This window comes from Pseudomonas bharatica CSV86 (genome assembly GCF_000319305.2).
GTDB lineage: Bacteria > Pseudomonadota > Gammaproteobacteria > Pseudomonadales > Pseudomonadaceae > Aquipseudomonas > Aquipseudomonas bharatica.
This window is the reverse complement of sequence record NZ_AMWJ02000002.1, coordinates 812841-838499: the sequence shown is the minus strand read 5'-3', so window position 1 is coordinate 838499 and position 25659 is coordinate 812841. Positions and strand designations below refer to the sequence as shown.

Annotated in this window: 20 protein-coding genes and 1 pseudogene; 7 read left to right on the top strand and 14 right to left on the bottom strand. The window is 63.7% G+C overall.

Annotation, left to right across the window (positions count from 1 at the left end; translation table 11 throughout):
• Positions 1 to 263 precede the first annotated feature (263 nt).
• Complete coding sequence (gene fadD1 / locus CSV86_RS17490; protein WP_009405194.1) at positions 264 to 1961, top strand: long-chain-fatty-acid--CoA ligase FadD1; 1698 nt, start codon at positions 264 to 266, stop codon at positions 1959 to 1961.
• A 111-nt stretch (positions 1962 to 2072) separates the two neighbouring features.
• On the opposite strand, the pseudogene CSV86_RS17485 reads toward fadD1, so the two are convergent.
• The 3 genes and pseudogenes from CSV86_RS17485 to CSV86_RS17475 form a co-directional block, all read right to left on the bottom strand.
• Positions 2073 to 3379: pseudogene (locus tag CSV86_RS17485) on the bottom strand (NAD(P)/FAD-dependent oxidoreductase).
• Between the two features lie 31 nt (positions 3380 to 3410).
• The gene (locus CSV86_RS17480) at positions 3411 to 4775 is read right to left on the bottom strand and encodes a glutamine synthetase family protein (RefSeq protein ID WP_009405192.1); all 1365 of its coding nucleotides are present in this window, start codon (positions 4773 to 4775) and stop codon (positions 3411 to 3413) included.
• Between the two features lie 79 nt (positions 4776 to 4854).
• Complete coding sequence (locus CSV86_RS17475; RefSeq protein WP_170394921.1) at positions 4855 to 5013, bottom strand: hypothetical protein; 159 nt, start codon at positions 5011 to 5013, stop codon at positions 4855 to 4857.
• 285 nt (positions 5014 to 5298) lie between these two features.
• Between CSV86_RS17475 and hrpA the strand changes: the two genes are divergently transcribed.
• From hrpA to CSV86_RS17460, 3 genes are all read left to right on the top strand, one after another.
• Positions 5299 to 9210, top strand: a complete 3912-nt coding sequence (hrpA, locus tag CSV86_RS17470) for an ATP-dependent RNA helicase HrpA (protein WP_009405188.1) — start codon at positions 5299 to 5301, stop codon at positions 9208 to 9210.
• 166 nt (positions 9211 to 9376) lie between these two features.
• A complete protein-coding gene (locus tag CSV86_RS17465) occupies positions 9377 to 10498 on the top strand; it encodes a beta-ketoacyl-ACP synthase III (protein ID WP_009405186.1) in 1122 nt (373 codons plus the stop codon).
• A 227-nt stretch (positions 10499 to 10725) separates the two neighbouring features.
• Complete coding sequence (locus CSV86_RS17460) at positions 10726 to 12138, top strand: aminotransferase-like domain-containing protein (protein ID WP_009405184.1); 1413 nt, start codon at positions 10726 to 10728, stop codon at positions 12136 to 12138.
• Here the strand turns inward: CSV86_RS17460 and CSV86_RS17455 are convergent.
• From CSV86_RS17455 to CSV86_RS17425, 7 genes are all read right to left on the bottom strand, one after another.
• Positions 12089 to 12379: a hypothetical protein gene (locus CSV86_RS17455; RefSeq protein ID WP_158467721.1), complete on the bottom strand. Its 291-nt coding sequence runs from the start codon at positions 12377 to 12379 to the stop codon at positions 12089 to 12091. The genes CSV86_RS17460 and CSV86_RS17455 overlap by 50 nt on opposite strands.
• A 42-nt stretch (positions 12380 to 12421) precedes the next feature.
• Complete coding sequence (locus tag CSV86_RS17450) at positions 12422 to 13183, bottom strand: class I SAM-dependent methyltransferase (RefSeq protein WP_009405180.1); 762 nt, start codon at positions 13181 to 13183, stop codon at positions 12422 to 12424.
• A 64-nt stretch (positions 13184 to 13247) separates the two neighbouring features.
• Positions 13248 to 14147, bottom strand: coding sequence for a DMT family transporter (locus CSV86_RS17445; protein ID WP_009405178.1), 900 nt, complete (start codon positions 14145 to 14147; stop codon positions 13248 to 13250).
• Positions 14148 to 14212: 65 nt separating this feature from the next.
• On the bottom strand, positions 14213 to 14836 hold the full coding sequence (locus tag CSV86_RS17440) for a 2OG-Fe(II) oxygenase (RefSeq protein ID WP_009405177.1): 624 nt from the start codon (positions 14834 to 14836) through the stop codon (positions 14213 to 14215).
• A 2-nt stretch (positions 14837 to 14838) separates the two neighbouring features.
• Complete coding sequence (locus CSV86_RS17435) at positions 14839 to 16068, bottom strand: hypothetical protein (protein WP_009405176.1); 1230 nt, start codon at positions 16066 to 16068, stop codon at positions 14839 to 14841.
• Positions 16068 to 17267, bottom strand: coding sequence for a hypothetical protein (locus CSV86_RS17430; RefSeq protein ID WP_009405175.1), 1200 nt, complete (start codon positions 17265 to 17267; stop codon positions 16068 to 16070). The genes CSV86_RS17435 and CSV86_RS17430 overlap by 1 nt, the downstream gene beginning before the upstream one ends.
• Positions 17268 to 17271: 4 nt before the next feature.
• Positions 17272 to 18012: an SDR family NAD(P)-dependent oxidoreductase gene (locus tag CSV86_RS17425; RefSeq protein ID WP_037061793.1), complete on the bottom strand. Its 741-nt coding sequence runs from the start codon at positions 18010 to 18012 to the stop codon at positions 17272 to 17274.
• A gap of 374 nt (positions 18013 to 18386) precedes the next feature.
• On the opposite strand from CSV86_RS17425, the gene CSV86_RS17420 reads away from it, so the two are divergent.
• Both CSV86_RS17420 and CSV86_RS17415 read left to right on the top strand, forming a co-directional pair.
• Positions 18387 to 19700, top strand: a complete 1314-nt coding sequence (locus CSV86_RS17420; protein ID WP_009405173.1) for an OprO/OprP family phosphate-selective porin — start codon at positions 18387 to 18389, stop codon at positions 19698 to 19700.
• A 208-nt stretch (positions 19701 to 19908) separates the two neighbouring features.
• A complete protein-coding gene (locus tag CSV86_RS17415) occupies positions 19909 to 21033 on the top strand; it encodes a GNAT family N-acetyltransferase (protein ID WP_009405172.1) in 1125 nt (374 codons plus the stop codon).
• A gap of 9 nt (positions 21034 to 21042) precedes the next feature.
• On the opposite strand, the gene CSV86_RS17410 is transcribed toward CSV86_RS17415, so the two are convergent.
• From CSV86_RS17410 to CSV86_RS17395, 4 genes are all read right to left on the bottom strand, one after another.
• Positions 21043 to 22878, bottom strand: coding sequence for an ABC transporter ATP-binding protein (locus CSV86_RS17410; RefSeq protein WP_009405171.1), 1836 nt, complete (start codon positions 22876 to 22878; stop codon positions 21043 to 21045).
• Positions 22879 to 22941: 63 nt separating this feature from the next.
• A complete protein-coding gene (locus CSV86_RS17405; RefSeq protein ID WP_009405170.1) occupies positions 22942 to 23499 on the bottom strand; it encodes a peptidylprolyl isomerase A in 558 nt (185 codons plus the stop codon).
• Entirely contained in the window at positions 23493 to 24308 is an 816-nt protein-coding gene (locus CSV86_RS17400; protein ID WP_009405169.1) for an alpha/beta fold hydrolase, read from the bottom strand. Before CSV86_RS17400 ends, CSV86_RS17405 begins: the two co-directional genes overlap by 7 nt.
• A 12-nt stretch (positions 24309 to 24320) precedes the next feature.
• Positions 24321 to 25244 (bottom strand): PA3225 family LysR-type transcriptional regulator, encoded by a 924-nt coding sequence (locus tag CSV86_RS17395; RefSeq protein ID WP_009405168.1) that lies wholly within the window; start codon positions 25242 to 25244, stop codon positions 24321 to 24323.
• Between the two features lie 50 nt (positions 25245 to 25294).
• Between CSV86_RS17395 and CSV86_RS17390 the strand changes: the two genes are divergently transcribed.
• Entirely contained in the window at positions 25295 to 25621 is a 327-nt protein-coding gene (locus tag CSV86_RS17390; RefSeq protein WP_009405167.1) for a hypothetical protein, read from the top strand.
• Positions 25622 to 25659 lie beyond the last annotated feature (38 nt).

Sequence of the window (25659 nt, the reverse complement as noted above, 5' to 3'; positions counted from 1 at the left end):
AGAGCGGTCGCGCACGCTCTCTTGCAGCTTTTGACTTAAAGCTAGCAGTTCGGTTTAGACCATTTACTCTAAAAGTGACCAATAAATTATCAAGAGTCATTTTAGTGACTCGCCGGGCCGCTTTAGCTCTAGGCGACCCCTGGTAAAGCTGTTACTCTCGGCGCGCTTCGGATCGGTCGGTTTGCAATAAATCGACATCAAATATCAATAATAATCGCATCGACGCGGTGAAGAATTCGCTGTTGCTGGAGGAGTGGGCTTCCATGATCGAAAACTTTTGGAAGGATAAGTACCCGGCCGGGGTCGCCTCGCAAATCAACCCGGACGAGTACCCGAATATCCAGGCGGTATTGAAGCAGTCCTGCCAGCGTTTCGCCGATAAACCGGCATTCAGCAACCTGGGCAAGACCCTGACCTATGGCGAGCTGTACGAGTTGTCCGGTGCCTTCGCTGCCTACCTGCAGCAGCATACCGACCTGCAACCCGGAGACCGCATCGCCGTTCAACTGCCGAACGTTCTGCAATATCCCGTCGCCGTCTTCGGTGCCATGCGCGCCGGGCTGATCGTGGTCAACACCAACCCGCTCTACACGGCGCGGGAAATGGAACACCAGTTCAACGACTCCGGCGCCAAGGCCCTGGTGTGCCTGGCCAACATGGCGCACCTGGCGGAAAAGGTCGTACCCAAGACGTCGGTCAAGCACGTCATCGTCACTGAAGTCGCCGATCTGCTGCCGCCGCTCAAGCGCCTGCTGATCAACAGCGTCATCAAGTACGTGAAGAAGATGGTCCCGGCCTACAGCCTGCCGAACGCCGTGAAGTTCAACGACGCACTGGCGAAAGGGCAGGGCAAGGCGGTCAGGGAAGCCTCGCCGGCCCACGACGATGTCGCGGTGCTGCAATACACCGGCGGCACCACCGGCGTGGCCAAGGGCGCCATGCTGACCCACCGCAACCTGATCGCCAACATGCTGCAGTGCAAGGCGCTGATGGGCTCCAACCTCAATGAGGGCTGCGAGATCCTGATCACCCCGCTGCCGCTCTATCACATCTATGCCTTCACCTTCCATTGCATGGCGATGATGCTGATCGGCAACCACAACATCCTGATCAGCAATCCGCGCGACCTGCCGGCGATGGTCAAGGAACTGTCGAAGTGGAAGTTCAGCGGTTTCGTCGGGCTCAACACCCTGTTCGTCGCCCTGTGCAACAACGAGGACTTCCGTCGCCTGGACTTCTCCGCGCTCAAGGTCACCCTGTCCGGTGGCATGGCCCTGCAACTCTCGGTTGCCGAGCGCTGGCGCGAAGTGACCGGCTGCGCCATCTGCGAAGGCTACGGCATGACCGAAACCAGCCCGGTGGCCTCGGTGAATCCGGCGCAGAACATCCAGGTTGGCACCATCGGCATCCCGGTACCTTCGACCCTGTGCAGGGTGATCGACGATGCCGGCAACGAGTTGCCGTTCGGCGAGATCGGAGAGCTGTGCATCAAGGGCCCGCAGGTCATGAAAGGCTACTGGCAGCGCCAGGAAGCCACCGACGAGATCCTCGACGCCGAGGGCTGGCTGAAGACCGGCGACATCGCGGTGATCCAGGCCGATGGCTACATGCGCATCGTCGACCGCAAGAAGGACATGATCCTGGTGTCCGGTTTCAACGTGTACCCGAACGAACTCGAGGATGTGCTGGCGACCCTGCCGGGCGTGCTGCAATGCGCCGCGATCGGCGTGCCGGACGAGAAGTCGGGCGAGGTGATCAAGGTGTTCATCGTGGCCAAGCCGGGGGTGACCCTGACCCGCGAGCAGGTGATGGAGCATATGCGCGCCAATGTCACCGGCTACAAGGTGCCGCGTTTCGTCGAGTTCCGTGATGCCCTGCCGACCACCAACGTCGGCAAGATCCTGCGACGTGAGTTGCGCGATGAAGAGTTGAAGAAGCTGGGTCTCAAGAAGATCGCCTGAGTCCTCTCGGGCTTCATCGCTGGCAAGCCAGCTCCCACAGGGTCAGCACAAGTCCTGAGGGCCTGTGCTGACCCTGTGGGAGCTGGCTTGCCAGCGATGAAGCCCGAAAGATCAACGCAATTTCTCGAGCATCTGGTAGTACCACATCCCGCCGCCAACAGCGGATTCCCCAGCAGATCCCCCATCGGTACCCGCACGTGGCTGCAGCCGGCGAAGGTGTCGAACTTCTCCAGCGTCCCGGTGATCGCTTCGGCCATGATCTCGCCCATGATATGGCTGGTGGCAATGCCGTGCCCCGAGTAGCCCTGGCAATACCAGACATTCTCCGAGAGCTTGCCCAGTTGCGGGATGCGGTTGACCACGATGCCCATCGCACAGCTCCACTGGAACTCGATCGGCACGTCCTTCAGCACCGGGAAGGTGCGCTCGATGCAGGGCCGCAGTTCCCCGGCGATATCCCGCGAATCCCGTCCCGAATAGTTGGCGCCACCGCCGAACAGCAGGCGGCCATCGGCAGTCATGCGGTAGTAGTCGAGCACGAAGCGGCAGTCGTACACCGCCAGGTCGTGCGGGTTGAGCTGGCGCGCCAGGTCTCCCAGCGGCGCGGTGGTGACGATGCCGCCCATGGCCGGGAAGATCTTGCCCTTGAGCTGGCGCTTTTCCAGCTTGTGATAGACATCGCCCGCGAGCATCACCTGTTTCGCTTCGATCCGGCCCTTGGCGGTAACCACCGCCGGGCGCGGGCCATGGACGATCTCCAGCACTTGCGAGTTCTCGAAGATCAGCGCGCCCAGGCTGTGGGCCGCACGGGCCTCGCCCAGGCATAGATTGAGCGGGTGCAGGTGCAGGTTGCGCAGGTTTTTCAGCGCGCCGAGGTAGAGCGGTGAATCCAGGTGGCGGCGCACGCCTTCACGGTCGAGCAACTGCACCTGGTCGCCCATGCCCCGAAGCTGGGCTTCGCTGGCGAAGGCCTGGAGTTCATTCATGTGCGATGGCTTCATCGCCGCATGCAGGTGACCGCGCTTGAGGTCGCAATCGATGCCATAGCGCTCGACCCGCTGCTCGATGATCTGGTGCCCGCGAAAGCGCAGGTGCCAGATGAAATCGTCGACGTCGTCGCCCAGCCGGGCGCGCATCTGCTTGCGCATCGCTTCGTCGCCCGACAGGCTGCCGGTGACCTGCCCGCCATTGCGTCCGCTGGCGCCCCAGCCAATGCGGTTGGTCTCGACGATGGCGACCTTCAGGCCGCGCTCGGCCAGCTCGACGGCGCTGGCGACACCGGTGAAGCCGCCACCGATGATCGCCACATCGACCTCTACCGTGCCTTCCAGGGTCGGGTACTGGGAGGCATCGTTGAGGGTGGCGCTGTAATAGGACGCGGCGCGCTGGGCGCTGCCGTGGTTCAGGGCTGCATTCATGTTTCGGGTCCTTCGAAAAAAGAGAAAGGGTTCAGGCCTGGGTCAGGTACCAGCGCCAGTCCTGTTCGCCGACTTCGGCCATGAACTGGCGGTATTCGGCACGCTTGACCGCGAGGTACACACCGAGGAATTCCTGGCCCAGGGTGTCCCGGGCCCAGCTCGAGCGCTCCAGGGCGGTGAGGGCGCTGAGCCAGTCGGTGGGCAGCAAGGTGGTGGCCTGGGCATAGCCGTTGCCTTCCACCGGCGCACCCGGATCCAGTTGTTGGCGCAGGCCGTGGTGCACCGCGCCGAGCAGCGCAGCGGCGGCGAGATAGGGGTTGGCGTCGGCGCCACAGATGCGGTGTTCGATATGCCGGGTCGGCGCCGGGCCCCCGGGCACGCGCAGGCTTACGGTGCGGTTGTCGATGCCCCAGGTTGGAGCCAGCGGCGCGTAGCTGTTGGCCTGGAAGCGCCGGTAGGAGTTGGCGTTGGGGCAGAACAGCAGCAACGAATCGAGCAGCGCGGCGAGCATGCCTCCCACTGCCTGGCGCAGCAGCGGCGTGCCGGCCGGGTCTTCGCTGGCGAACAGGTTGTTGCCCTCGGCATCGGCCAGGCTCACATGCAGGTGCATGCCGGTGCCGGCCAGCTCGGCGAAGGGCTTGGCCATGAAGCAGGCCTGCATGCCGTGCTTGTGCGCCACGCCCTTGACGATGCGCTTGTAGCGCACGGCCTGGTCCATGGCCAGCAGGGCATCGCCGTGCTCCAGGGTGATTTCCACCTGGCCGGGGGCATACTCGGAAATCGCCGTGCGCGCCGGAATGCCCTGGCTTTGGCAGGCGGCATACAGGTCGGCAAGGAAGGGTTCGATCTGCTCCAGCTCGCGCAGGCCATAGACCTGCGTACTGCGCGGGCGCCCGCCATCGGCGTCGAGAGCGGGTTGCGGGCGGCCATTGCCGTCGCGTTTCTGGTCAAGCAGATAGAATTCCAGCTCGCAGGCCATCACCGGGTGATAGCCGTCGGCCTTCAGCGCATCGATCACCCGCAGCAGCACATGGCGTGGATCGGCATTGGCAGCGGGCAAGCCCTGTTCCGGGTGCATGCTGACCTGCAGCGCGGCAGTGGGGATCTGTCGCCACGGCAGGCGCACCAGGCTGCCCTCCAGCGGGTAGGCACGGCAGTCGATATCACCGACATCCCACACCAGCCCGGAGTTTTCCACGTCTGCGCCGTGCAGGGTCAGGCCAAGGATGGTGCTTGGCAGGGGGCGACCGCTTTCGTAGACCGCCAGCAGTTCCTCGCGGTGCAACAGCTTGCCGCGTGGCACGCCGTTGGCGTCGAGGATAAACAGCTCGATCATTTCGATATCGGGATTGGCGTCCAGGAACGCGCGGGCCTGCTCGATGGGGGCAAAGTGCATGGGTGTTCTCGCTTGCGCCATGAGGGCGCGCTGGGAATCGACAAGGAGGCCGATGCAAGAGCACGGCCAGGGTTATCGGTCAGGCGAGAGCGGTATCTGGCGGGCGGGCGTGACGGCAATGCCACAGGGCCCAGAAAGCGAGGATGACATGCACCAGCGGGTTTTCCCCGCGACGGGCCCGCACCTTCGGGAACGAAGGGGCCTGGTGGGGGCGGGGCATGCTGGTGGACAAAGTCATGCCTTGATACTCCCATGCTGGCGATGGTTCATTAAATTGGTGTTTGTGTAACTTCAGTCAAGCTCTCACTAAACTTAGTGTGCTCAACACAGAACCCCTGTGGGAGCTGGCTTGCCAGCGATAGGGCCTGACCAGGCAACATCTTTGCCTAGGCAGGCCTCATCGCTGGCAAGCCAGCTCCCACAGGGTTATCGGCGATGCCTACAATCGGCAAATCTGCGACAATCCCCCGCTATTCCAAGCCGATCATCTCCCGCAGGACACGCCTGCGCCGCCAAAGGCCTCATGACTGACCAGAACGCCGCCATTGGGCAACTGCTGAAAAACCTCGATCACGCCATGATCGCCGAGCGCCATCGCCTGCGCCGGCAACTCCACGAACTGCGCAAGCGTCCCGACGATGCGAAGCTGGCCCAGTGGGCGCAGCGGGTCCAGGCGTCCTGCGACCAGGCCGTGGCGCGCAAGGCCAGCGTGCCCACGGTGCGCTACGACGACAGCCTGCCCATCGCCGCCAAGCGCGACGAGATCAAGAAGCTGGTAGCGGAAAACCAGGTGGTGATCATTGCCGGCGAGACCGGCTCGGGGAAAACCACCCAGTTGCCGAAGATCTGCCTGGAGCTGGGGTGCGGCCAGTTCGGCCTGATCGCCCATACCCAGCCACGGCGGATCGCTGCGCGCAGCGTCGCCAGCCGGGTTGCCGAAGAACTGGGGACGCCGCTGGGCGCGCTGGTCGGCTACCAGGTGCGCTTCGAGGACCAGAGCGACGCCAATACCCTGGTCAAGCTGATGACCGACGGTATCCTCCTGGCCGAAACCCAGCACGACCGTTTCCTCGAACGCTACGACACGATCATCGTCGACGAGGCCCACGAGCGCAGCCTCAACATCGATTTCCTCCTCGGCTATCTGAAGACCCTGCTGCCCCGCCGCCCGGACCTGAAGGTGATCATCACCTCGGCGACCATCGACCTGGAGCGCTTTTCCAAGCACTTCGACGATGCGCCGATCATCGAGGTGTCCGGCCGCACCTTCCCGGTGGAAACCTGGTACCGCCCGCTGACCAGCGAGCAGGACGAGGAGGGCAACCGGGTCGAGGACGACCTCACCGTGGACCAGGCGATCCTTGCCACCCTCGACGAGATCGCCGCCCACGAGCGCAGCGTCGGCAAGGGCCCGGGCGATGTGCTGGTGTTCCTCCCCGGCGAACGCGAGATCCGCGATGCCGCCGAGGTGCTGCGCAAGGCGCAGTTGCGCCATACCGAGATCCTGCCGCTGTACGCGCGCCTGTCGCCGGCCGAGCAGCAGCGCATCTTCCAGTCCCATCCGGGGCGCAGGGTGGTACTGGCGACCAACGTCGCGGAAACCTCGCTGACCGTGCCCGGGATCCGCTACGTGATCGACAGCGGTACCGCGCGCATCAGCCGCTACAGCTATCGCGCCAAGGTCCAGCGCCTGCCGGTCGAGGCGGTGTCCCAGGCCAGCGCCAACCAGCGCAAGGGCCGTTGCGGCCGGGTCGAACCCGGCATCTGCGTGCGCCTGTACAGCGAAGAGGATTTCAACGCGCGGCCGGCCTTCACCGACCCGGAAATCCTGCGCACCAACCTGGCCGCGGTGATCCTGCAGATGCTCCATCTGCGCCTCGGCGAGATCGACGCCTTCCCCTTCATCGAGCCGCCGGATGGCAAGGCCATCAGCGATGGCTTCAACCTGTTGCAGGAACTCTCCGCGGTCAACCGTGAGAACCAGCTGACCCCGCTGGGCCGCCAACTGGCGCGCCTGCCGGTAGACCCGCGGCTGGGCCGCATGCTGCTCGAAGGCGCGAAACAGGGCAGCCTGCAGGAAGTGCTGATCGTCGCCAGCGCCCTGTCGGTGCAGGACCCGCGCGAGCGTCCGCCGGAGCGCCAGCAGGCTGCCGACCAGGCCCACGCGCAGTGGAAGGACGCCGATTCCGACTTCGCCGCGCTGGTCAACCTGTGGCGCGGCTTCGAGGAGCAGCGCCAGGAACTGACCTCCAGCCCGCTGCGCAATTGGTGCCGCAAGAATTTCCTCAACTACCTGCGCCTGCGCGAGTGGCGCGATGCCCATCGCCAGCTCGGGCTGATCTGCCGTGACCTGCAACTGGGCATCAACAAGGAACCGGCGGACTTCCCGCGGCTGCACAAGGCGATCCTCTCCGGCCTGCTCAGCCAGATTGGCCAGAAGACCGAGGAAGGCGATTACCTCGGCGCCCGCCAGCGGCGCTTCTGGGTGCATCCGTCTTCGGGCATCGGCAAGAAACGCCCGCAATGGATCATGGCCGCCGAACTGGTAGAAACCACCAAGCTCTACGCGCGCATGGTGGCGAAGATCGATTCCGACTGGATCGAGCCGCTGGCCGGCCATCTGCTGAAGAAAAACCACTTCGAGCCGCACTGGGAGAAGAAGCGCGGCCAGGTGGTGGCCTTCGAGCAGGTCACCCTGTACGGCCTGATCGTGGTCGGCCGGCGTCCGGTGCATTACGGGCCGATCGATCCGCATGCCTCCCGCGAGCTGTTTATCCGCGAGGGCCTGGTGGGCGGCGAAATCAACTCCCGCGCCAAGTGCCTGGCGGCCAACAGAAAGCTGCTGGAGGAACTCGACGAACTGGAAGCCAAGGCCCGGCGCCGCGACATCCTCGCCGACGAAGAAACCCTCTACGGCTTCTACGAGGCGCGCCTGCCGGCGGAGATCCACCAGACCGCCACCTTCGACAGCTGGTACCGGGTCAACAGCCAGAAAGACCCGCAGCTGCTGATCATGCGCGCCGAGGACGTGCTGGCCCGCGAGGCCAGCGAAGTCACCGCCGCGCAGTACCCCGACACCTTGCGCCTGGGTGACCTGAAGCTGTCGCTGAGCTATCACTTCGAGCCCAACCATGCCCGTGATGGCGTGACCGTCAGGGTGCCGGCGCCCTTGCTGCCAAGCCTGCCGGGCGAGCGCCTAGAATGGCTGGTACCGGGCTTGCTGGAAGCCAAGTGCATTGCCCTGGTGCGCAACCTGCCCAAGGCCCTGCGCAAGAACTTCGTGCCGGTGCCGGACTTCGTCAAGGCGGCGCTGGCGCGCATGACCTTCGCCGAGGGCTCGCTGCCCCAGGCCCTCGGTCGCGAGCTGCTGCGCATGACCGGCGCGCGGGTCAGCGACGAAGCCTGGGCCGAGGCGGCAGAGCAGGTGGAAAACCACCTGAAGATGAACATCGAGGTGGTCGACGGGCAGGGCAAGTTCCTCGGCGAAGGCCGCGACCTGGCCGAACTGACCGCCCGCTTTGCCGCGGCCAGCCAGGCCGCATTGGCCGTGCCGCAGTCGGAAAAAACCCAGAAACCAGTGGAGGCCAAGGGCTTCGGCAAGGTCGAGCAGACCGCCCAGCAGAAGATCGCCGGGCTGTCGATGACGGTCTACCCGGCGCTGGTGGAAGAGGGCGGTACGGTCAAGGAAGGGCGCTTCTCGACCCAGGCCGAGGCCACCTTCCAGCATCGCCGCGCCTTGCAGCGCCTGCTGCTGCAACAACTGGCCGAACCGGCGAAGTTCCTGCGCGGCAAGCTGCCGGGCCTGACCGAGCTGGGCCTTCTCTATCGCGAGCTGGGGCGCGTCGAATCGCTGGTCGAGGACATCCTCCTGGCCAGCCTCGACAGTTGCGTGCTGGAGGGCGAAAGCACCTTGCCACGTGACGGTGCGGCGCTGGCCTCGCTGGCCGAACGCAAGCGCGGCGACTGGACCGGGCATGCCGAGCGCCTGGCCCGGCTGGTGCTGGAAATTCTCAAGCTGTGGCACGGCCTGCAGAAACGTTTCAAGGGCAAGATCGACCTGGCCCAGGCGGTAGCGCTCAACGATATCAAGCAGCAGCTTGGCAACCTGGTCTATCCGGGCTTCGTCCGCGAGACGCCGGGCCTGTGGCTCAAGGAACTGCCGCGCTACCTGAAGGCGATCGAACTGCGCCTGGAAAAACTTGGCGCGCAGGTGCAGAAGGACCGGGTCTGGAGTGGCGAGCTGGGTAACCTCTGGGCGCAATACAAGGCCCGCGCCGACAAGCATGCCCAGGAAGGCAAGCGCGACGAGCAGTTGCAGGTGTACCGCTGGTGGCTGGAGGAATACCGGGTCTCGCTGTTCGCCCAGCAACTGGGGACCAAGGTGCCGATTTCCGACAAGCGCCTGGGCAAGCAATGGAGCCAGGTGGAAGCCTGACCGGCGCAGTTGTGGCACACTTGGCAGCATTTACCGCGACCGGACGCCCGTTCCGGTCGCGGCAACCGACACCCGAACAGCCGGCAATGGCTCTGCCCCAAGGGGTCGTTGCATTTGCAAGCTGGTACCTTGGTGCCAACTCGAAGAACCCAACAGAGGATCGATCGTGCATAACGTCGTCATCAGCGGCACTGGCCTGTACACCCCGGCCAACAGCATTTCCAACGAAGAGCTGGTGGAATCCTTCAACACCTTCGTCGCCCGATTCAACGCCGACAACGCCGAGGCTATCGCGCGCGGTGAGGTCCAGGCCCTGGCCGAGTCCAGCGCGGCCTTCATCGAAAAGGCCTCGGGGATCAAGAGCCGTTTCGTCATGGACAAGGACGGCATCCTCGACCCGCAGCGCATGAAGCCGCGCCTGCCCGAGCGCAGCAACGACGAGCCGTCGATCCTCTGCCAGATGGCCGTGGCCGCCGCCGAGCAGGCGCTGCAACGCGCCGGGCGCACTGCCGCCGACGTCGATGCGGTCATCGTCGCCTGCTCCAACCTGCAGCGTCCGTACCCGGCCATCGCCATCGAGGTGCAACAGGCCTTGGGCATCAACGGCTTCGGCTTCGACATGAACGTCGCCTGTTCCTCGGCGACCTTCGGCATCCAGGTCGCCTGCAACAGCGTGCAACTGGGCCAGGCCCGCTCGGTGCTGGTGGTCAGCCCGGAAATCTGTACCGGCCACCTCAACTTCCGCGACCGCGACAGCCACTTCATCTTCGGTGACGCCGCCACCGCCGTGCTGGTCGAGCGCGCCGACCTGGCCACCTCGGCGCATCAGTTCGAGATCGTCAGCACCAAGCTGCTGACCCAGTTCTCCAACAATATCCGCAACAACTTCGGCTTCCTCAACCGTGCAGCGGAAGAGGGCATCGGCGCGCCGGACAAGCTGTTCGTCCAGGAAGGCCGCAAGGTGTTCCGTGAGGTCTGCCCCATGGTGGCCGAACTGATCGGCACGCACCTGGCGGAAAACAACCTCAACGTCAGCGACGTGAAGCGGTTCTGGCTGCACCAGGCCAACCTGAGCATGAACCAGCTGATCGTCAAGAAGCTGCTGGGCCGTGACGCGCTGGAGGAAGAAGCCCCGGTGATTCTCGACCGTTATGCCAACACCAGCTCGGCGGGTTCGGTGATTTCCCTGCACAGCCACCAGGATGACCTGCCCAGGGGCGCGCTGGGCGTGCTCAGTTCGTTCGGTGCCGGTTATTCCATCGGCAGCGTGATCCTGCGCAAGCGCTGATCTCCCCAGGCATCTATGTTGTTGCTGGCGGCCTCATCGCTGGCAAGCCAGCTCCCACAGGGTTTGTGGTGCATGCAATCCCTGTGGGAGCTGGCTTGCCAGCGATGAGGGCCGTGTGGACAACGCATGAAGCGTCATTGATCCGGAATCCAGGAGGACTGGTGTAATCTGCCGGCAAAAAGCCATAAGCTTTCGAAGCGGTATCGGTTTCAGCAGGGTTAAGCAAAATGTTCGAGATAGATCGCAACAGCAAAGTGCTGTTGGTGGACCAGATTCGCAACGCAATCATCAGCCGCATCGAGGCCTTCCAGTGGGTCCGCGGCAGCCGCCTGCCATCGGTCCGGGCTCTGTCCAAACAGCTGGGCGTGAGTATCTTCACGGTCAGCAGCGCCTATGAAGACCTGGTGGCCCGGCAGATCATCGAGTCGCGCCCGGGTGCCGGCTACTACATCCTCGCTTCCGGCCCCGCCGACACCGGCAAGGACGCCGAGCGGATGATCCCGCCCTCCAGCCTGCATGCCGGGTTCCTGTACCGTGCGCTGGACCCTTCGCAATACGATTTCCCGGTCAGCTCCGGTTACCTGCCGCCCTCGTGGCTGGCCGATGCGGTGCCGGCGTCGGTCACAGGACGGCTGATCCGCAATACCCTGTCCTGCAGCGTCCCGGCCCCGGCCGCCGGCAGTCAGGAGCTGCGCTCGGTGATCGCCAAGAAGCTGCGCGAGCTGCAGATCAATGCCTCCAGCACCCAGATCGTGGTGACCATCGGCGCTACCCACGCGTTCTCGCTGATCCGCAACATGATGCTCGAGCCCGGGGATTACCTGCTGGTCGAGGACCCCAGCTACCTGCTGCTGCAGCTCAAGCTGATCAAGGACCGCGACTTCAACATCATCACCGTGCCACGCACCCACGATGGCCCGGACCTGGAAGTGATGGAGGAAATGGTCGCCAGATACCGGCCCAAGCTGTTCCTGACACAGACCCTGATCCATAACCCGACCGGCGGCAACACCTCGCCGGCCAAGGGCTTCCGCATCCTGTCGCTGGCGCAGAAATACGATTTCCATATCGTCGAGGACGATATCTTCGGCGCCCTGTGCACCAAGCAGACGCTGCGCCTGAGCAGCCTCGACGAATGGAACCGGACCTTCTACCTGAGCGGTTTCAGCAAGGTGCTCAGCCCGGCGCTGCGCCTGGGCTACGTTGTGGCCCCGCCGGTCTTCGTCGAGCGCCTGGTGGAGCAGAAGATGTACAACGTGCTGTGCGGCTCGTCGCTGGACGAGACCATCGTGGCCTATACCCTGGAGTCCGGGCGCTACCAGCATCATCTGGATGCCTTGCGCCAGCGGGTGATGCACGAACGCATCCGCGCGCGCGACTGGCTGACCAAAGTGGGGGTGGAAATCGACGAGGGCGTGGTGGAGGGCTTGTTTATCTGGGCGCGCTTCCCTGCGCACGTGGATCTTCGCCGCCTGATCGAAGAGGCGCACGATGCGCGGATCTTCTTGGCCCCGGGTTCACTGTTCAGCAACACCCGCGGGTACGACCAGTACATCCGCTTGAATGTCAGTCATTGCAACGACATTCGTTTCAGACAATTTGTCGCTGACCATCTATGCAGCGAAACTGCCAGCGCTTGAAGTAATCGGCGAAGGTACTCACCTGTCCCAGGTCCTCATAGGAATAGATCACCCCGTTGAGGATCTGCACCACGTCGTTGTCGCCCAGGGTCGGGATAAAGGAATCCTCGAGGATCTCCATGCCGTTCACGGTCAGGCTCAGATCGTCGATCCAGTACAGCGGCTTGCCATCCTTGCCCGACCAGATCCGGCTGTCGGCATAAAATGACTTGAGCGCCAATCCATTGGTTTGCATGGGCATAACGTTGATCCCGCTTCGACTGATTGAAGTGTTGGCCATGGCTCAGGCCTTCCTGTGTGCCTTGAACCGCAGGCGCGTCGCATCCACGGTCCAGCGTCCGCTGCTGTCCTGCAGGTCGCGGACCAGGTCTTCCGTTACCTCGTCAAGGAAAGCCGTGCGCATCGGCGCTGGTACCACCTGCAGGAAGTGACCACAGCATTCATTGATCCACTGCGCGATCGGCACATCCAGCACCAGCGGTTGCTCGAACCAGCTGATATGGCTGACATGGAATCCGGCCTGCTCCAGCACCTGCTGGTACTCATGGGCGCCGGGCAGGTACCAGCGCTCCAGTTCGCTGCCGTCGATCGAGCGGCGTTCCAGTGCGCCGTGCAGGGCGCGACGGATCAGCGCGGCATGGCCGCTGCCCGGGAACTCGCCGACGAAGCGTCCGCCCGGCTTGAGCGCCATGAAGGCGCCGATGGCCACTTCATTGGCCTGGTGCATCTCGTGCAGGGCGTCATGGCTGAACACCACATCGAACTCCTGATGGAAATACAGCTCCTCGGCATTGCCACGCTTCACATCGAGACCGCGGGCGCGAGCTGCCACCACCCGCTCCGGACTGATGTCGAAACCCACCACCCCGGCGCCCTGGCTGGCCAGTTGCGCACTCAGGCAGCCGTCGCCGCAGCCGATATCCAGCACTTGTTCGTCGGCCTTGAGTGCCAACAGGCCCAGTACGCCATCGACGTAGCGGGCAATGCAGTGCGTGGGGGTGTCCGGCGGCTCGCTGCCGGGGCGGAAAAAACTCGGAGCACTCATCTCGATGTTTCCGTCTGTTGCGGGATAAAAAGGCGCGTGCCGGTCGCCCGACACGCGCAAATGTTCAGAGTCGCTTGGACAGCCAGACCAGGACGATGACGATGGCGCACACCGCCGGGGTCAGCCAGTTCCAGGCTTCGCCCATCAGCCAGATGGAGAAGGCGAAGGTGAAGAAGGGTTGCAGCAGCTGCAGTTGGCTGATGCGCTGGATGCCGCCCAGGGCCATGGCGCGGTTCCACGAGAAGAAGCCCAGCAGCGAATTGATCAGGGCCAGGAACAGCAATGCGGCGATGCCTTGGCCGGGCAGGTTGGCGATGGTCTCGCCGTCATACAGGTACAGGCTGACCGGCAGCAGCACCGGCAGGCTGACCACCAGGGTCCAGCACATGACCTGCCAGCCTGGCAGTTCCTTGGACAGCGCACCGCCCTGGGCGTAGCCGAAGCCGGCCAGGACCACGGCGCCGAGCAGGGCTAGGTCGCCGATGTAGATGTCCTTCACATCGGACTTGATCACGGTGTAGGCGAACACGGTGAGGAAGCCCAGGCTCGACACCAGCCAGAACATTTTCGATGGCCGGGTGCCGGTGATCAGGGTGCCGAAGATCGCGGTGGACAGCGGCAAGGCTGCCAGCACCACGCCGCCGTGGCTCACCGGCACGTACTGCATGCCCAGTGCGGTGAGGATCGGGAAACCGTAGACGATGCCGGTGGAGGTCAGCAGCATGCGCTTGATCTGCGAGCCGTTGGGCAGTTTCGCCCGGCCGATGATCAGGAACGGAATCGCCGCGAGCGCAGCCAGTACCGAGCGGAAAAAGCCGACCTGCAGGGCGCTCAGGTCGCCGGCGAGCATCTTCGCCGCCGGCAGGGTCATGGCGAAGGCGGCGACGGAAATCAGGCCGAGGAAGTAGGCCTGCAGGTCCTGGTTCTTGGTGTCTTGAAAACTGGCGACTGTACTTTGCGTCATTGCAGCGGTTCCTTGTGGCTTTACCGGTAAGGCATCCGCCCGTCATGGGCGGATGCGCACGCCGGTCAGATCTGTTTGTTGTTCAGGTTCGGTTTGTCCAGCGGGCTGGTGCTGAGGAAGAACACCAGGGAGGTGCGCGTCCCGCTTTCCACCTTGCGCACGCCGTGGGGAATCTCGCAGCGGTTGATCAGCACATCGGCATAGCCGGTCTTGAGCTGGTGCTCCTTGCCTTCGTAGTCAACGAAGAACTCGCCACCGCCGTAGTCCTTGCCGAACTGGATCACCACCGAGTAGCGGTACTCCAGGTTGCTGTAGGTGTCGATGTGCTTGCCGATGAAGTTGCCGGCTTCCAGCTGGTTGGCCTGGCAACGGCGGATGAAGCACTCTTCGCCCATGATGCCGTTGAAGAACTCGCGGCTTTTGCCGGAGGAGAGGATCTCCACCACGCGCTTGCCCCACGGATCGTTGCGGTACACCGGCAACTGGCCTTTCTGGTCTTCCATGAAACGGCCGACCGAGAGGAAGTTCTGCTCGCCCACGTCACCGATCTCGATGATGGTCTTGGGGATCACCTGGCAGGCTTCTTCCATGTAGGCCAGGTCTTCCCGGGAGAACAGCTGGGCAGCGTTGAGGGCTGCGTAGGCGGTGCTGTTCAGTTGCTGGCTTGCCGCTTGAATCGTCTCTTGCATGATCAGGCTCCTTGAGAACTGGGCGTGGGGTACAGCGTGTCTTGGGGTTGGGTAGCCTCGGTGTGCAGCGGGCCGAAAGGCTCGCGCACGCCGCGGCACATGTGGTCGCGAATCAGGTACAGGCCGGCCATGAAGCCCCAGACTTCGAGGAAGGGGCCGTAGCTCGAAGGCTGGCCTTCGATGCTGGCGCGGTAGTTGGCGATATGCCGGTAATGCACGTTCGGGCGACGGTGGTGGGCGTCGTGGTTGGGCAGGTCCTGCGGATACACGTACAGGCGCACCGGTACATCCAGCAGCAGTGCCTTGAGCAGCCACGTGCTCCAGGCGACGACGCCACCGCTCGGCGGCGTGCGGCCCTGGAAGCGGCCCCAGGTCAGGCGGCCGTAATGCGGCTTGTCGGCCCGGCCATCCTCGCGCTGGTAGAACCACAGGTGTTCGGTGAACAGCTGCAACCACATCGAATGCTCGAACAGCACTGCCCGCGGGATCCCGTAGATCAGGGCGAAGGCCATCAGGCTATCGGTGGCCCAAAGCAGCACCAGCAGCACCGCCCAGAACGCCAGGCGAAAGCGCACTTCGTCCCGTGGCGGGCGCACGAAGCAGTCATGCAGCGTCGCGCGCCATTGGCGCAGCAGGTAGGCCGGACGGAACGGCGTGCAGATCACCCGCCACCAGTAGGCCAGCTCCGGCATGCCCGGGTAGAAGCCCTGGGCCTGGATGAAACGCTGGTCCGGGTCGATGTCGGTGCACAGCACATGGATATTGTGGTGTTCACGGACATGGCTCTGGTTGTAGGTGTCCCAGTCCTGGTACAGCAGCGGCGTGCTCAGGAACAGCCGCGCGTAACGCTGGGCCCGCGCCTTGTCCTTGAGCACCGCGCCGTGGGTCAGGTAATGGAAGGTCGCCTGCATGCTGCGCAGGCGGTTGACCATCAGCACCCAGGCCGCAAGCACCAGCAGCACCGAGAGCAGCGGGTGGAAAGCGCCTTCCAGCACCGCCTTGCCGAGCAGCACCAGGCCGATCATCACGGCCCAGGTGAACAGCAGGTGGGCCAGCAGGAAGCGCTCGCCGGTCTGCTCCATCCGTTGCTTCAGCACGTCGGCCGGTTGCGCCTGGCCCTTGCCGGTCAGCCAGGTCCACAGCGGCTGGAACGGCAGCCGGGCGTAGGCCGCGCGCAGGTTGCCCTGCGGCCCGTACTGGCAGTAATGGGTGGCGTTGTCGTGCTGGTTCATCAGTACACCCGCGTCAGGTAAAGGACCGGGATGTCGCTGTACAACCAGTAGAACGGCTGCATGCGGTTATGGTCGGCACCGATCACGATCGGGTTCTGCCATTGCGCGGCGAACACCTTGCCGATGGCCGCGTATTCGGCGCCCTGGGCGTAGAGGATCTGCATCAGTTCCTCGTTGCTGCGCTGCTGGTGCCAGGCCTGGTACAGCGGCAGGCGGGCATTGAAGATCGCCCCGTAGTCCAGGTCGCTGTCGACGATGCAGCCGTTGTCGCGCCTGGCCAGGCGCTGCTCGGCATCGGCGGTCATGGCGCGCCACTGCGCTTCGCCACCGGCGGCCTCGGCGATCATGATCGACTCGGTGTCCGGGCCGAGGATGTCGAGGATCTTCTGCTGGCTGATGCGCAGCTTGCGGGCGAAGCCCTCGCGGGTTTCCTTGAGGCGGTTCAGGGTCGAGGCGTCGAAGCCTTCGAAGTCGCCGGCGCCGACCGCGATGCGCGCATCGATACCGTGCTTCTTCAGGACCGCTTGCAGCACCGGCAAGGTCTTGACCACCCGCCCGGCGACCAGGCCAATGCCCTCGCCCAGGTGCTCGAAGGTGTAGCGCAGGCGACCGTTCTTGCTTTCGTAGCCGTAGTCCGGGCAGACCGGCGAGACCAAGGTGATGGGTTCACCGGCAAGGCCCTTGGCCAGCGTTTCGGCGAAGCGGGCCATGAAGTGCGGCGCCGAGGTGGTGAAGGAGAGGCGCTCGAAGGCTTTCTCCAGGTCGATCACCAGGGCGTCCGGCAGCACTGTCATGGCCGGGTAGCGAACCTTCAGCGCCGGGGTGGTTACCGTGTTGTCGTTGACGGCGCAGAGCAGCAGGTTGAGCAACGACGGACGGCTTTGGTTGATATAGGGTTTATCCAGAATCAGGGTCTTGCGGCCTTCGTCATTGCGAACTTGCCATTGAAAGCCCGGGAACTTCGACTGAATGAAACGGTAGAACGGCATATAGCGTGGAAGTCCGGTCTGTTCATCATCTTCGCGTTGGAAGTTGGCATAGACGGCGGACAGCCGGGACACTTCTTCTTCAATGCACAATGCCTTGACCAGATCGGCCGGTGGTTGTTGCGATAGCGAGATCGGCGACAACACGCGCTTGCTGATCAACTTATGGGTAAGTTTGTTTCTGACGTAATACTTCGCGAGAGATTGGCTCATGGCATCACCGATACGAAAGTTCCTGGTCAGCAGGCGTTAGTTCGATAAGGTTGATATTCACGTGGGGTGGCTGGCGCAGGGCCCAGACCACCGCGTTGGCGACATCTTCCGGTTGCAGCGGGGTCAGGCTGCTGTACACCTGGTCGGCGCGGGCCTGGTCGCCTTCGTTCTGCACCAGGGCGAACTCCGAGCGGGTCTTGCCCGGCGCAATGGTGGTCAGGCGTACCCGGCTGCCCACCAGTTCGGTGCGCAGGCAGCGGCCGAAATGGTCGACGAAGGCCTTGGAGGCGGCGTACACATGGCCGCCCTGGTAATGCACATGGGCCCCGATCGAACTCAGGTTGACCACGTGGCCCTGGCCGCTGGCGATCAGCCTCGGCAATAGCGCACGGGTCACGTTGATCAAGCCGTGGACATTGGTATCGAGCATGGTTGCAATCTGCTCGTCCGTGATATCCAGTAACTTGCCGTGGCCTTGCAGCAGGCCGGCGGCATTTACAAGTTTGCTGATCGTTGCAAATGCTTCGGGTAATTCATTGATCCGTTCATTCAACGACTGTTTGTCGCGAACATCACACTGCAGAGGGTGGAAACTTCCGTGGAATTCATCCGCCAATGCATTCAGGCGGTCTTCACGACGGCCGATTCCGATAACCTTGCTTCCCTGCCTTAGCAACGTTCTGGCGCAAGCCAGCCCGATGCCAGACGTCACTCCGGTGACGACGACCGTTTCATCAGTTTTCAATTGGTGCTCCTTCTAACTTGCACTTTTAGGTGGGGTGGTGTTGCTACCTGTAAGCGTCCGTGCCTGATGAACGGGTGCAGATTAGAAAGAGCGCGGAGGGATGTACCGGTACAGCCGGAGCGCTGCGCGCCGAACTGTCTGGTCGCCGGACCATGACAGTTGGCGGGGCGGGATCAGGACGGTGGCGGGCGTCCCGTCAAGGCGTTTTGCCATATTCCTGTTCGGAGTAAAAAGGTTCCCTTGTCACAAAACATTTATATAAAAGCCACTGATCTGAAATAACCCCCGCCAAGATTCCTCCCCAGCACAAGCGGCCCTGGCCGCGTGTTTTTTCAACGTAATCAAGACCATAAAACGTTAGGGGAGCTTCATCGATGATCCGTAAGCACTTCGCAGGTTTCGTAGCCAGCGCCTTGGCCATGGCCGTTACCGCCCAGGCTTTCGCGGGTACCGTGACCACCGACGGCGCCGATATCGTAGTCAAGACCAAAGGTGGCCTCGAGGTCGCTACTACTGACAAGCAATACAGCTTCAAGATCGGTGGTCGTCTCCAGGCCGACTACAGCCGCTTCGACGGCTTCTACACCAACAACGGCAACACCGCCGATGCTGGCTACTTCCGTCGCGCCTTCCTCGAGATCGGCGGTGTCCTGGCTACCGACTGGGCTTACCAGGTCAACTACGACTTCTCCCACAACGCCGGTGGTGACAACCGTTCCGAAGACGGCTACTTCGACGAAGCCTCGCTGGCCTACAACGGCTTCAAGCCAGTGTCGATCAAGGTCGGTCGCTTCGACCCCGAGTTCGGCCTGGAAAAAGCCACCAGTTCCAAGTGGGTCACCGCTCCGGAGCGCACCGCAGCCTATGACCTGGCCGACTGGGTCAACAGCCACAACGGCGGCCTGGGTATCCAGGCTTCGAGCAACATCGGTGAGTCCGTCTACCTGTCCGGTGGTGTGTTCGCCAAGGACGCCACCAACGCCGACAAGGATGGCGACAGCACCAAGCAGTTCAACTTCCGTGGCGTCTTTGCGCCACTGCACAGCGACGGCAACGTCCTGCACTTCGGTCTGAACGTGGCGCAACGCGACCTGTCCGACACCGCGTTCGACGGCCGTATCCGCAGCCGCCTGGGCATGCGTGGCGTGAGCACCGATGGCGGCCAGGATGCCGGTACCAACGGCAACCGCCTGACCCTGGCTGGCGCCAACAACACGCCGGCTGGCGCCTACGACACCGACCGCGCCTGGGGCCTGGAAGCTGCCTTCGCCACCGGCCCGTTCTCGGTGCAGGGCGAATACCTCAAGCGCAAGGTCGAGGCTGACGCCGCGGCCTACCAGGACATCAAGGCCACCGGTTACACCGCGCAGGTGGCCTACACCCTTACCGGCGAGGCCCGTGGCTACAAGCTCGGCAAGTTCGACGCGATCAAGCCGCAGAACAAGCAGATCGGTGCCTGGGAAGTGTTCTACCGCTACGACCATATCGAAGCCGAGGACGACAACGGCGCCTATGCCCGTGTTGGCGACATCGAAGGCAAGGTGCATAACCTGGGCCTGAACTGGTACGCCAACGAGTCGATCAAGCTGAGCGGTACCTACATCAAGGCCAAGGTCGACAACGCCCAGAACGCCAATGGCGACGACGATGGCGACGGTTTCGTACTGCGCGCACAGTACGTGTTCTAAGCAACGACGCTCCTTCATCCGTTAAATGTTCAGCCCCACTTCGGTGGGGCTGTTTTTTTTTTGGCTTGTGTTGCTCTCCCGGGCCTCATCGCTGGCAAGCCAGCTCCCACAGGTACGCGAACCCTGTGGGAGCTGGCTTGCCAGCGATGAGGCCACCAGCTACAACACAAATCTTCTTTTCCTGCACACAACCCGGCAAACTCCTGCAATGCCGACGCTCATCCTGAACCACCTCGCCGAACTCGATGCCGCTACCTGGGACGCCCTGGTCCCGGCGGACCAGCCGTTCCTGCGCCACGCGTTTCTGCGCAGCCTGGAAGACAGCGGCAGCGTCACCCCGCGCACCGGCTGGACCCCGTCCCACCGCCTGCTTGCCGACGACAGCGGCAACGTCCTGGCCGCCATGCCGGCCTACGCCAAGACCCACTCCTTCGGCGAGTACGTGTTCGACCATGGCTGGGCCGATGCCTGCGCCAGAGCCGGGATCGGCTACTACCCGAAACTGCTGTGCGCCGTGCCGTTCTCGCCGGTCGGCGGGCCGCGCCTGCTCGGCGAGCCCCAGGCGCTGGCGCTGCTGCTGGACAAGGTCGAGGAATCACTGCTGGAACAGGGCCAGTCCGGCCTGCACGTGAATTTCACCGACCCCGCCGCCGACGCCACCCTGCAGGGACGCGACGGCTGGCTGGAGCGCCTGGGCTGCCAGTTCCACTGGCGCAACCAGGGCTACCGGGATTTCCAGGATTTTCTCGACGCCCTGGCGTCGCGCAAGCGCAAGCAGATGCGCAAGGAACGCGAGCAGGTGGCGGGGCAGGGGTTCGACTTCCGTTGGTATCACGGCGCCGAACTGAGCGAGGCGCAGTGGGACTTCGTCTACGCCTGCTATGCCAACACCTACGCGGTACGTCGCCGCGCCCCCTATCTGACCCGTGACTTCTTCAGCCTGCTGGCCGAGCGCATGCCCGAAGCGATCCGCGTGGTAATGGCCGTGCAGGGCGGACGCGAGGTGGCGATGGCATTCAGCCTGGTCGCTGGTGACAGCTTCTACGGGCGCTATTGGGGCTGCCTGGCCGAGTTCGACCGCCTGCATTTCGAAACCTGCTTCTACCAGGGCATGGACTACGCCATCGCCGAAGGTCTGCAGCGCTTCGATGCCGGTGCCCAGGGCGAGCACAAGCTGATCCGCGGTTTCGAACCGGTGATCACCCGCTCCTGGCACTACCTACTGCACCCGGGCCTGCGCACGGCGGTGGAGGATTTCCTGGGTCAGGAGCGTGTCGGCGTACTGGCTTATGCAGAGGAGGCGCGTTCGGCCCTGCCGTTTCGACAGGGCTGAACGATCCGTTCAATCGACGCCGACGAAACCGCCGGTCTGGTGGTGCCACAGGCGGGCATAGAGTCCGCGCTGGGCCAGCAGTTCGGCATGGCTGCCCATCTCGGCGATCCGGCCTTTTTCCAGGACTACCAGGCGATCCATCCGGGCGATGGTCGAAAGGCGGTGGGCGATGGCAATCACGGTCTTGCCCTGCATCAGGGTTTCCAGGCTTTCCTGGATCGCCGCCTCGACCTCGGAGTCCAGTGCCGAGGTGGCTTCGTCCATGATCAGGATCGGTGCGTTCTTCAGCAGTACCCGGGCGATCGCGATGCGCTGGCGCTGGCCGCCGGACAGCTTGACCCCGCGCTCGCCGACATGGGCGTCGAAGCCGGTGCGGCCCTGGGCGTCGCTGAGCAGCGGGATGAACTCGTCGGCCCGTGCACCACGCACCGCGTTCCATAACTCCTCGTCGCTGGCGTCGGGCTTGCCGTAGCGCAGGTTATCGCGGATCGACCGGTGCAGCAGCGAGGTGTCCTGGGTAATCATGCCGATCTGCCCGCGCAGGCTCTGCTGGGTCACCCCGGCGATGTCCTGGCCGTCGATGAGGATCCGTCCGCCTTCCAGGTCATAGAGGCGCAGCAGCAGGTTGACCAGGGTCGATTTGCCCGCGCCGGACGGGCCGATCAGGCCGATCTTTTCGCCCGGGCGGATATCCAGGTCGAGGTTGCTGATGATCCGGCTGCCGCTCTTGCCGTAGTGGAAGTCGACATTCTCGAAACGTACCGCGCCGCGCTCGACCTTCAGCGCCGGGGCGTTCGGCCTGTCGCTGACGCTGACCGGCTGGGCGATGCTTTCCAGGCCGTCCTGCACGGTGCCGATATTCTCGAAGATGCCGTTGACCACCCACATGATCCAGCCGCTCATGTTGACGATACGGATCACCAGGCCGGTGGCCAGGGCGATGGCGCCGGTACTGATCAGCGACTGGGTCCACAGCCATAGGGCAAGGCCGGTGGTGGTGACGATCAGCAGGCCATTCAGGCTGGTGATGACCACGTCCATGCTGGTGATGACCCGGCTGGCGAGCTGGGTCTTCTCGGTCTGCTCGCGGATCGCCTCGCGCGCGTACTGCTGTTCGAAATCGGTGTGGGCGAACAGCTTGAGGGTGGCGATATTGGTGTAGCCATCGACGATGCGTCCCATCAGCTTGGAGCGGGCCTCGGACGACACCACCGAGCGCTCCTTCACCCGCGGCACGAAGTAGCGCAGCGCCAGGATGTAGCAGGCGATCCAGGTCAGCAGGGGGATCATCAGGCGCCAGTCGGCTTCGGCGAACAACACCAGGGAACTGATGGCGTAGATGCTCACGTGCCACAGCGCGTCCATGGCCTGCACCAGCGAATCGCGCAGCGAATTGCCGGTCTGCATGATGCGCTGGGCAATGCGCCCGGCGAAGTCGCTCTGGAAGAAGTTCAGGCTTTGCTTGAGCACATAGGCGTGGTTCTGCCAGCGGATCATGCTGGTCATGCCCGGGCTGATGGCCTGGTGCACCATCAGGTCATGCAGGCCGACGAAGAGCGGCCTGAGGATCAGCGCCACCACCAGCATCCAGATGAGTTCGCCGGCGTGCTCGCTGAACAGGTTGACGTTGGGAGTGCCCTGGGCCAGGTCGATGATCCGGCTCAGGTAGCTGAACAGTGCCACCTCGATCAGCGCGACGATCAGGCCCAGCACCATCAGGGCGACGAAGGCCGGCCAGACCTGGCGCAGGTAGTAGAGATAGAAGGGCAGGACCCGTGAAGGAGGCGCCGCGGTGGGCGCCTCGCGGAAGATGTCGATCAACTGCTCGAAACGACGGAACAGCATGCAGCACTCCTGTAGTCGGGGCGGGCGCCTTGCCCGCGGGGTCACGTCCCTGTGACACCACGGTCAGTCGATGCGCTTGGCCGACTTGATATAGACCGGATCGGCGGGCACGTCGCGCATGCCTTTCTTCACGGTGGTTGGTGAGTTGACGATCTGGTCGACCACTTCCATGCCCTTGGTCACCTTGCCGAATACCGCGTAGCCGGCGTCGCGGCCCGGGTTGAGGAAATCATTGTCGGCCACGTTGATGAAGAACTGGCTGGTGGCCGAGTTCGGGTTCGAGGTGCGGGCCATGGACAAGGTGCCGCGTGTATTCATCAGGCCGTTGCCGGCCTCGTTGCGGATCGGGTCCTTGGTGTCCTTCTGCACCATCTGGTCGGTGAAGCCGCCGCCTTGGACCATGAAGCCCGGGATCACGCGATGGAAGATGGTGTTGTTGTAGAAGCCGCTGTCCACGTACTGCAGGAAGTTCTTGGTGCTCAGCGGTGCCTTTTCGGCGTTGAGTTCGATCTCGATCTTGCCGAAGCTGGTGACCAGTTCGACGTGCGGGGTCTTGTCCGACGCCATGACGCCGGTAGCGAAGGCGACCGAGCAGGCGGCCATGAGGATTTTCTTCAGCATGTACTCAATGATCCTTGAGAGGTGGTTGGAGCCGCAGCGAGGAACTGCAGCAGGGTCTGGTTGAAGACATGAGGCTGGTCCAGCGGCGTAGCGTGCCGGGAATCGGCGATCACCGCCAGTCGTGCGCCGGGAATCAGTGCGGTGTATCGCTCCTTGAGCGCCACCGGGGTGTAGTCGTGGTCGGCGCTGATGATCAGGGTCGGGCAGGTAATCCGCCCGATGCGCTCCTCCACGCCCCAGTTGACGATGGCGTCGAAGCTGGCGAGGTAGGCGCGCTTGTCGTTGCGAGCCCAGCGTTCGGCCATCTTCTGTCGTAGCCCGGCCTGCTCAGGCTTGGGGAACAGCCGAGCCGCCAGGCCCTTGCCGATGGTCCGCAAGGGCAGGACCCGGGCCAGGGTCCAGCGCTTGGCCCACTGCCAGTAATCGTCGCGGGTCCGGACCTTTACCGCCGGGGCGCTGTTGACGATGGTCAGGCTGCGCAGCCGTTCAGGATGATCGACGGCGAGCTGGAAGCCGACCATGCCGCCCATGGACAGGCCGACGAAGTGCACCGGGCCTGTGTCGAGATGGTCCAGCAGGGCGGTCAGGTCGGCACTGAAGCCGGCGATGCTGTAGCGCTCGCGGGGCTTGTCGGAGCGGCCATGGCCGCGCAGGTCGAGAAGGATCAGGCGATAACGGGCGGCCAGTTCGGGAATCTGCAGCTCCCAGTCCTGGCAACTGGAGCCCAGGCCGTGCAGCAGTACCAGGGGTTGGCCCTGGCCATATTCTTCGTAGTGCAGGGAGCAACCTTCATGTTCGAAGCGGGCCATGGGCGGTACCTGTCAGGCTTGGGCCGGGGCGGCGAAGGGAACGTCCAGCGGCGCGGTATCGAAGTTGCGCAGCAACTCGATGAGGATCTGCGTGGCCGGGCCCAGGGGTTTGTCCTTGTTCGAGTAAAGGTAGAACAGCGGGTGACGACTGCCACCCTGGTCCAGCGGCAGCGGCTTGAGCACGCCTTCGCGCAGCTCGCGTTCGATCAGATGGCGCGGCAGCCAGGCGAAGCCCAGGCCGCTGCTGACGAAGGTCGCGGCCGTGGCCAGGCTGCCCACGGTCCAGCGCTGTTCGGCGCCGAGCCAGCCGACATCGCGCGGCTGGGAGCGACCGGAGTCGCGGATCACCACCTGCAACTGGCTTTCCAGATCCTGGAAGTTGAGCACCCGGCCGAGTCTATGCAGCGGATGTTCCGGATGGGCCACGGCGACGAACTCCACCGCACTCAATTCGGCGCCCAGGTAGCCGGCGATGCTGAAGCTGCTGATGGCCAGGTCGGCGATACCTTCGTGCAGCACCTCCTCGACCCCGGACAGCACTTCCTCGCGCAAGCGCACCCGGCAGCCGCGGCTTTGCGGCATGAAGGCGCTCAGGGCGCGGACCAGGCGCGCGTTGGGGTAGGCGGCGTCCACCACCAGGCGCACCTCGGCTTCCCAACCCTGTTCCATATGGTGGGCGAGGTCTTCCAGCTGGCTGGCCTGCTTGACCAGTTGCCGCGAGCGACGCAGCAGGACGTTGCCGGCATCGGTCAGCACCGCCTTGCGCCCGTCGATGCGCAGCAGCGGCACGCCCAGTTGATCCTGCATCCGCGCCACGGTGTAGCTCACCGAGGATTGCGAACGGTGCAGGGCTTCGGCGGCCTGGGCGAAGCCGCCATGATCGACCACTGCCTGCAGGGTTCGCCACTGATCCAGGGTAACGCGCGGCGCTTTCATCTTCGGCTCCTGTTGTCCTAAGCTGGCGCTCTTCTCAAGGAGAGCGTCGAATGAAGAAACACTTTGTTGCGTTGCTGGCGATGCTGCCGCTGACTGCGGTCGCCTACCCCATCGAGGTGAAGAAGGAGCTGGCCGAGGGCATCAAGCTCGATACCACCGCCTACGATACCGCCCACGACATGGCCACCATCACGCTCAACAACTATGGTGACACCGCCGCTTCGTGCCGGGTGAGGTTCTATAACGGCCCGGAAACCCCGCGTAACCGCAGGGTCGATGTGCCGGCGAAAAAGAGTGTCGATGTCACGGCCAACTTCAACAAGCAGATCATCAAGATGCGCATCTTCGTTGACTGCAAAGCGCAACAAACAAATTAACTGATAGATTTAACCGATTTTTTACGCTTTTTTATCGA

Bases quoted from the DNA above. Each gene is read 5' to 3' on its own strand.
- fadD1 (WP_009405194.1), top strand. From the start codon at position 264: ATGATCGAAAACTTTTGGAAGGATAAGTACCCGGCCGGGGTCGCCTCG.
- CSV86_RS17480 (WP_009405192.1), bottom strand. From the start codon at position 4,775: ATGCACTTTGCCCCCATCGAGCAGGCCCGCGCGTTCCTGGACGCCAAT.
- CSV86_RS17475 (WP_170394921.1), bottom strand. From the start codon at position 5,013: ATGACTTTGTCCACCAGCATGCCCCGCCCCCACCAGGCCCCTTCGTTC.
- hrpA (WP_009405188.1), top strand. From the start codon at position 5,299: ATGACTGACCAGAACGCCGCCATTGGGCAACTGCTGAAAAACCTCGAT.
- CSV86_RS17460 (WP_009405184.1), top strand. From the start codon at position 10,726: ATGTTCGAGATAGATCGCAACAGCAAAGTGCTGTTGGTGGACCAGATT.
- CSV86_RS17455 (WP_158467721.1), bottom strand. From the start codon at position 12,379: ATGCCCATGCAAACCAATGGATTGGCGCTCAAGTCATTTTATGCCGAC.
- CSV86_RS17450 (WP_009405180.1), bottom strand. From the start codon at position 13,183: ATGAGTGCTCCGAGTTTTTTCCGCCCCGGCAGCGAGCCGCCGGACACC.
- CSV86_RS17445 (WP_009405178.1), bottom strand. From the start codon at position 14,147: ATGACGCAAAGTACAGTCGCCAGTTTTCAAGACACCAAGAACCAGGAC.
- CSV86_RS17440 (WP_009405177.1), bottom strand. From the start codon at position 14,836: ATGCAAGAGACGATTCAAGCGGCAAGCCAGCAACTGAACAGCACCGCC.
- CSV86_RS17435 (WP_009405176.1), bottom strand. From the start codon at position 16,068: ATGAACCAGCACGACAACGCCACCCATTACTGCCAGTACGGGCCGCAG.
- CSV86_RS17430 (WP_009405175.1), bottom strand. From the start codon at position 17,267: ATGAGCCAATCTCTCGCGAAGTATTACGTCAGAAACAAACTTACCCAT.
- CSV86_RS17420 (WP_009405173.1), top strand. From the start codon at position 18,387: ATGATCCGTAAGCACTTCGCAGGTTTCGTAGCCAGCGCCTTGGCCATG.
- CSV86_RS17415 (WP_009405172.1), top strand. From the start codon at position 19,909: ATGCCGACGCTCATCCTGAACCACCTCGCCGAACTCGATGCCGCTACC.
- CSV86_RS17410 (WP_009405171.1), bottom strand. From the start codon at position 22,878: ATGCTGTTCCGTCGTTTCGAGCAGTTGATCGACATCTTCCGCGAGGCG.
- CSV86_RS17405 (WP_009405170.1), bottom strand. From the start codon at position 23,499: ATGCTGAAGAAAATCCTCATGGCCGCCTGCTCGGTCGCCTTCGCTACC.
- CSV86_RS17400 (WP_009405169.1), bottom strand. From the start codon at position 24,308: ATGGCCCGCTTCGAACATGAAGGTTGCTCCCTGCACTACGAAGAATAT.
- CSV86_RS17395 (WP_009405168.1), bottom strand. From the start codon at position 25,244: ATGAAAGCGCCGCGCGTTACCCTGGATCAGTGGCGAACCCTGCAGGCA.
- CSV86_RS17390 (WP_009405167.1), top strand. From the start codon at position 25,295: ATGAAGAAACACTTTGTTGCGTTGCTGGCGATGCTGCCGCTGACTGCG.